Annotated in this window: 6 protein-coding genes; 1 reads left to right on the top strand and 5 read right to left on the bottom strand. The window is 62.7% G+C overall.

The features are described 5' to 3' along the window. From HLUSI_RS0105480 to acpA, 5 genes are all read right to left on the bottom strand, one after another. Positions 1–958 (bottom strand): branched-chain amino acid ABC transporter permease (locus HLUSI_RS0105480; protein ID WP_016833013.1); only part of this gene is annotated, 958 nt, incomplete at its 3' end. An 8-nt stretch (positions 959–966) separates the two neighbouring features. After that, entirely contained in the window at positions 967–1,842 is an 876-nt protein-coding gene (locus HLUSI_RS0105475; protein WP_016833012.1) for a branched-chain amino acid ABC transporter permease, read from the bottom strand. 101 nt (positions 1,843–1,943) lie between these two features. Beyond that, entirely contained in the window at positions 1,944–2,951 is a 1,008-nt protein-coding gene (locus HLUSI_RS34900; protein WP_414086403.1) for an alkaline phosphatase family protein, read from the bottom strand. Between the two features lie 14 nt (positions 2,952–2,965). Then, positions 2,966–3,229 carry a hypothetical protein gene (locus HLUSI_RS34895; RefSeq protein WP_050977643.1) on the bottom strand — a complete coding sequence of 88 codons (264 nt, stop codon included), beginning with the start codon at positions 3,227–3,229 and terminating at the stop codon, positions 2,966–2,968. Beyond that, a complete protein-coding gene (gene acpA / locus HLUSI_RS27130; protein WP_050977642.1) occupies positions 3,187–4,293 on the bottom strand; it encodes an acid phosphatase in 1,107 nt (368 codons plus the stop codon). The genes HLUSI_RS34895 and acpA overlap by 43 nt, the downstream gene beginning before the upstream one ends. A gap of 151 nt (positions 4,294–4,444) precedes the next feature. On the opposite strand from acpA, the gene HLUSI_RS0105455 reads away from it, so the two are divergent. Continuing rightward, positions 4,445–5,704, top strand: coding sequence for a cytochrome-c peroxidase (locus HLUSI_RS0105455; protein WP_016833010.1), 1,260 nt, complete (start codon positions 4,445–4,447; stop codon positions 5,702–5,704). Positions 5,705–5,759 lie beyond the last annotated feature (55 nt).

Genomic DNA, 5,759 nt, shown 5'->3' with positions numbered 1-5,759 from the left:
CCGCGCCGACTTCGGCCGGCGGACGCAGGCGATTCTTGATCAGTTGCCAGATGCCGACCAGTCCGGTCGGCGAGAACAGGATGAAGCCGACGAAGGCGAGGCCGAACCACAGCAGCCAGTTCTCGGTCCAGATCGACAGGCATTCGCGGAACAGGATGTAGAACAGCGCGCCCAGTGCCGGGCCGAGGAAGCTGCGCATGCCGCCGATCACCACCATCGCCAGCAACTCGCCGGAGAACGCCACCGAGGTCGGTTCGGCCGAGGCGAAGCGATGATGGAAGGCCAGTAAGGCGCCCGCCAGGCCGGTCACGCTGGCCGAGACGATGAACATGATCAGCTTGTAGACGATGGTGCTGTAACCCTGGAAGCGTGCGCGCTGCTCGTTCTCGCGGATCGCCACGATGGTGTGGCCGAACGGTGAGCGGATCACGCGTTGCAGCACGTACAGCACGATCAGCGCAATCACGCTGACGAAAACGAGGAAGGGAATCGACTGGTCCAGGTCGATGCCGGCCACGACCGGCCGCACCACATTGCCGAGTCCCGATTCGCCGCCGGTGAAATCGGTCCAGCGGAAGGCAATCGCAAACGTCAGCGCCGACAAGGCCAGCGTCAGCAGCGAAAAATACACGCCGCGCCGGCGCAGGATCAGGAAGCCGACAATCGCCGCCGACACCGCAATGAAGGCGATCGTGAACAGCATCGGCGCGACGATCTGGCCGGGGAACCAATATTTCTGCGACAGCGCCGCCGCATACGCGCCGACACCGAACCAGGCGCCGTGGCCGAACGAGGTCAGTCCGGTGTAGCCGACCAGCAGATTGAGACCCATCGCCGCGATGGCGTAAATGACGACGTCGGTCGAGGACGACATGGTCAGGCCCAGCAGTTGCAGCAGGATGGGGACGATGACCAGCGCCAGCGCGCCGATCCACAGAGTTTGATATTTGTTATACATGTCCGCTCTCATTCAAAACGTTCGATGCGTTCGCCGAGCAGGCCGCGCGGACGGAAGATCAGGACCAGCAGCATCAGCAGATACATCGACGCTTCACCGGCCGGTGCATAGAACTGGATCGTGATGCCGCGCACCACGCCCACCAGCAGCGCCGCCAGCACCACGCCCCAGAAACTGCCGAGTCCGCCGATCACCACCACCACGAAGGCGGCGGTCATGATTTCCGCGCCCATGGCCGGATGCACTCCGGAGATCGGCGCGAACAGCACGCCGGCCAGCGCAGCCAGACCGACGCCGAGCATCACGATGGCGGTCATGTAGGGATGCAGCTTGATGCCGAGCACTGCGACCATGTCCGGCTTTTGCACGCCGGCGCGCACCACGCGGCCGAAGGAAGTCTTGTTGAGCAATATCCAGATCAGCGCCAGCGCGACGATGACCGCCGCCAGCATCAGCAGGCGGTATTTGGAATACATGAAATCGCCGACCATGATCTGGCCCTTGAGCGCCGGCGGGATCGATGCCGGCAGCGGCGAAGCGCCCCAGAAAATGCGGATCACCTGTTCCGCCACCATCGCCAGGCCGAAGGTCAGCAGCAGGCCGAGGATGGGATCGGCCGAATAGAAACGGCGCAGCAGGAAGCGCTCGAACAGGATGCCGATCAGCGCCACCAGCAAGGGCGAAATGATCAGGGCGCCGGTGAAGCCGAGGTATTTGGTGATCTCCACCGCGAGGTAGGCGCCGATGGCGTAGAAGGCGCCGTGCGCCAGGTTGACCACGCCGCCGAGACTGAAAATCAGCGACAGTCCGAGCGCGATCAGCAGGTAGTACCCGCCGACCAGCAGGCCGTTGAGGATTTGTTCCAACAGGAAAACGATTTGCATTGCTGCTCCGGAGGGGGAGTACGGGAAAAAACGAGCGGTATCCGAAACCATCTGCCGTCGCTCGGGCTTTCACCGGAGCGACGGCGACGGATCATCCGGACTCAGGTAAAGGTGCAGGCGTTCTCTTGCATGGTCGGCGCGAGGATTTCCAGCGACTCATTCGGTCCCGGCACCGACGAGCCCAGCAGCATGAAGTCCCATTTGTCCTTGACTTGCGCCTTCGGCTTGGGCGTGACGGTGTACATCTCTTGCAGCAGCTGGTGATCCCAGGCGCGGTAGACGCCCTTGCGCGCTTTGAGTACGTCGACCTGCGCGCCCTTTTCGAAGTAGTCGATCAGCTTGGCGGTATCGAGCGTCTTGGTTTCGGTGATCGCCTGCACGATCGAGCGGAAAGCGACGTATTCGCCCCATGCCTGGTTCTCCGGCGGTTTGCCGAATTTCTTGGTGAAGGCGGCGACGAAGGCCTTGGCCGACGGCGCATTGACGTCGTGGTGCCAGGTGGTCGGCCAGGTGCCGGCGAAGCTGTCCGCGCCCGCGCCCCATGCGACCGCCGTGTCGAAGCCGAAACCGGCGATCGGGAACGGCAGGCCGAACTCCGAGTATTGCTTGATGAAGTTGGTGATCTGGTTGCCGGCCAGGTTGGAGATGACCAGGTCCGGTTTGGCCTGGCGGATCTTCAGAAGATAAGGGCTGAAGTCGGTGGCGTCGGTCGGCACCAGCTCGTCATTGGCAATCGTGCCGCCGTTGGCCTGGATCGCCTTGTCGCGCAGCGCGATGCCGTCAAGCACCGGCAGCGACCAGCGCCGCGTGATGAAGCGCAGTACCGAACTGGTGTCGTACAAGCTGTTGTCGACATAGCCCTTTTTCGCATACGGCGACACGATGATCGCCGGAATGCGCGTACCCGGACCCCACTTGTCGGCCTTCGGCGGCGCAGCATGATCCCAGAAGCCGCCGTTCTCGTCATAGGTCACGACGATCAGCATGTGCTTCCATTGCGGGCTCTGGCGCAGCTTGTTGACGACGTCGGCAATGTGCGCGTCACCCGATGCGACGTCGGCATAACCGGCGTGCTGGTTCAGGTTGCCCTGCGGCTTGTAGAACGACACGGCAGGCAGCTTGCCTATTCCTGCAGGAAGCTGGCGTCGAAGTCTTTCAGATGCTCGGCACGGTAAGCGGCGTTCTTGACCGGATCCATGTTGGCGAAATAGTTGAACGGCTGGTGATGGAACTGGAAGTTCGGGGTCGGCGACGGGAACTTGCGATCGCCCTGCGCCGCCTTCAGCGCGGAATTCGCGCGCGCGCCCGAGCCCGCGTCCTGCAGGAAGCTGGCGTCGAAGTCTTTCAGATGCTCGGCACGGTAAGCGGCGTTCTTGACCGGATCCATGTTGGCGAAATAGTTGAACGGCTGGTGATGGAACTGGAAGTTCGGGGTCGGCGACGGGAACTTGCGATCGCCCTGCGCCGCCTTCGGTCGCCGATGTTTTTCTGCGTTTGCGGCGGCAGCGTCGAGGCGCTGTCCGGATCGGCATAGAGCTTGGCGGCGTCGCTTGCGGGTGCGGCGACATTGCTCGGCTGGTAAGCCGGCTGCATGGTGTTGACGGCGTAATACATGCCCTTGTCGTCGGCCGGAGTCAGCGTGCCGTCATTGGCGTATTTGGGTGCGCCGCCGAGCACCGATTTCGGCGTGCTCGGCGCCGGCGTGAGGCGCACGAAATTGCCTTGCGCGTCGAACTCGACCTTGGAGATGCCGCCCTTGGCCGGCGACTTGTCGGCATTCGGGTATTGCGGCGTGCAGGCGCAGATCAGGTATTGATGATTCTGGAACGAACCGCCGAAGGAGCCCATGAAGAAGTTGTCGGCCAGCGTGTACTCTTTCGCCAGTTGCCACATCGCCATGTTGCTGCCGTCGTAGTAGCCCATCGACAGACCGCCGGCGTCGGAATAGGTCGCGAACCTGTCGTTCCTGCCGCCGTTGATCTGCATCTGGTTATTGTAGAAGCGATGCACCAGGTCGCGCGTGACGACGCTGGCTTCCAGCGCCACGCCATCCTTGCCGTCGATCTGAAACGGCTTGTTCGGCATCCCGGCCGACTGCGCCTGCGTGATCACCTTGCTCTGGCCCGGCGCGGTCATGCCGCCCCAGGTCGGCGGCAGCACCGGCAGCACGGCGCCGTCGACATCCACTTGCGGCAGGTACGCGCCTTTCGACGACGGATTCACGCCGGGGATACCGTTGGCGCCCGGGAACAAACCGTACAAGGTATCGAAGCCGCGGTTCTCGGCATAGATCACGACTACGGTATCGATATTGCGCACGGCGGCGTCATCGCCGGCGATGTTGGCGTTGCCGCCGCAGGCGGAGAGTCCCGCCGCAATGGAGATCGCGGCGACGGCCGCAAGCGACAAGCGGATTGGCTGGCTGAAAGACTGGCTGATGTTGGCTCGCATGGATTCTCTTTTAATTTGACATGGGAATGATGAGGCAGGATACAACCGACAGGGACACGATGCTAGCCGAAAAATATAACTGCAGAATGACATTGCAGGGCTGCGTGCGCTCCTTCATCGACAAGTCACAGAGTTTTGCTATCCTGCGCCCATGAAAGCCATTCCAATCATTGCCGCGCTGGCAGCGCTTGCCTTCGTGGCGCTGCGATTCGACAGCCAGTCCCCCGCCGTCGCGGCTTCCGGCTACGCTGCTCCCGCCTACACCGGCGCCGCCTATGCGCCGCAGCCGGGCCGCCGTCCCGGCGTGGAAGAAATGACCGCGCTCGGGCGCACCATGTTTTTCGATCCGTCGCTGTCAGGCTCCGGTCAGCAATCGTGCGCAACCTGCCACAGTCCCGAGCATGCGTTCGGTCCACCCAACAATCTGTCGGTGCAACTCGGCGGCAAGGACATGAAAACCGCCGGCACGCGCGCGGTGCCTTCGCTGCGCTATCTGCAAAACGTGCCGCCGTTCAGCGAACACTTCCATGATGACGACGGCGACGACAGCATCGACGCCGGCCCGACTGGCGGCCGCACCTGGGACGGCCGCGCCGATTCGGCGCACGACCAGGCGCGCATCCCCTTGTTGTCGCCGCACGAAATGGCCAATGCCTCGCCCGCCGATGTGGTGGCCAAGCTCAGGCGCGCGCCCTACGCCGCACAGTTCCGCGCGACCTTCGGCGAGACGATTTTCGATGACGACGCGCGCGCCTTCGAGTCGGCGCTGATGGCGCTGGAAGTGTTCCAGGAAAGCCCGGCCGATTTCTATCCCTACACCAGCAAATACGACGCTTACCTGCGCAAGCAGACTTCGCTGAACGCGCAAGAGTTGCGCGGGCTCGAATTGTTCAACGAGCCGACCAAGGGCAATTGCGCGTCCTGCCACATCAGCGAAATCCTGCCCAACGGTGCGTTCCCGCAATTCACCGATTACGGCCTGATCGCCGTGGGCGTGCCGCGCAACAAAAGGATTCCGGCCAACAAGGACCCGCGCTATCACGACTTCGGCCTGTGCGGACCGGAGCGCACCGACTTCCAGGACAACCCGGAGTATTGCGGCCTGTTCAAGACGCCGACCTTGCGCAACGTGGCGCTGCGCGGCAGCTTCTTCCACAATGGCGTTTTCCACACGCTGCAAGAAGTCATGGAGTTCTACGTCCAGCGCGATACGAATCCGGAAAAATGGTATCCGCGCAATCGCGACGGCAGCATCCGCAAGTTCGACGACCTGTTGCCCGCGCATTTTCCGAATGTGAATGTGGAAGCGCCGTTCGACCGCCAGCCCGGCGACAAGCCGGCGCTCAGCGATGCGGAGATCAAGGATGTGATCGCGTTTCTGAAGACGCTGACGGACGGCTACAAGCCGTAGTACTCAACACACGGCGATCCACTGCGGACGCACTGCGCGTTAACGACAAAAACCC

It is taken from the genome of Herbaspirillum lusitanum P6-12 (assembly GCF_000256565.1).
Classification (GTDB): Bacteria; Pseudomonadota; Gammaproteobacteria; order Burkholderiales; family Burkholderiaceae_D; genus Herbaspirillum; species Herbaspirillum lusitanum.
The sequence above is the reverse complement of the archived record's forward strand: the minus strand, read 5'-3'. Positions and strand labels throughout refer to the sequence as shown.

Bases quoted from the DNA above. Each gene is read 5' to 3' on its own strand.
- HLUSI_RS0105475 (WP_016833012.1), bottom strand. From the start codon at position 1,842: ATGCAAATCGTTTTCCTGTTGGAACAAATCCTCAACGGCCTGCTGGTC.
- HLUSI_RS34895 (WP_050977643.1), bottom strand. From the start codon at position 3,229: ATGGATCCGGTCAAGAACGCCGCTTACCGTGCCGAGCATCTGAAAGAC.
- acpA (WP_050977642.1), bottom strand. From the start codon at position 4,293: ATGCGAGCCAACATCAGCCAGTCTTTCAGCCAGCCAATCCGCTTGTCG.
- HLUSI_RS0105455 (WP_016833010.1), top strand. From the start codon at position 4,445: ATGAAAGCCATTCCAATCATTGCCGCGCTGGCAGCGCTTGCCTTCGTG.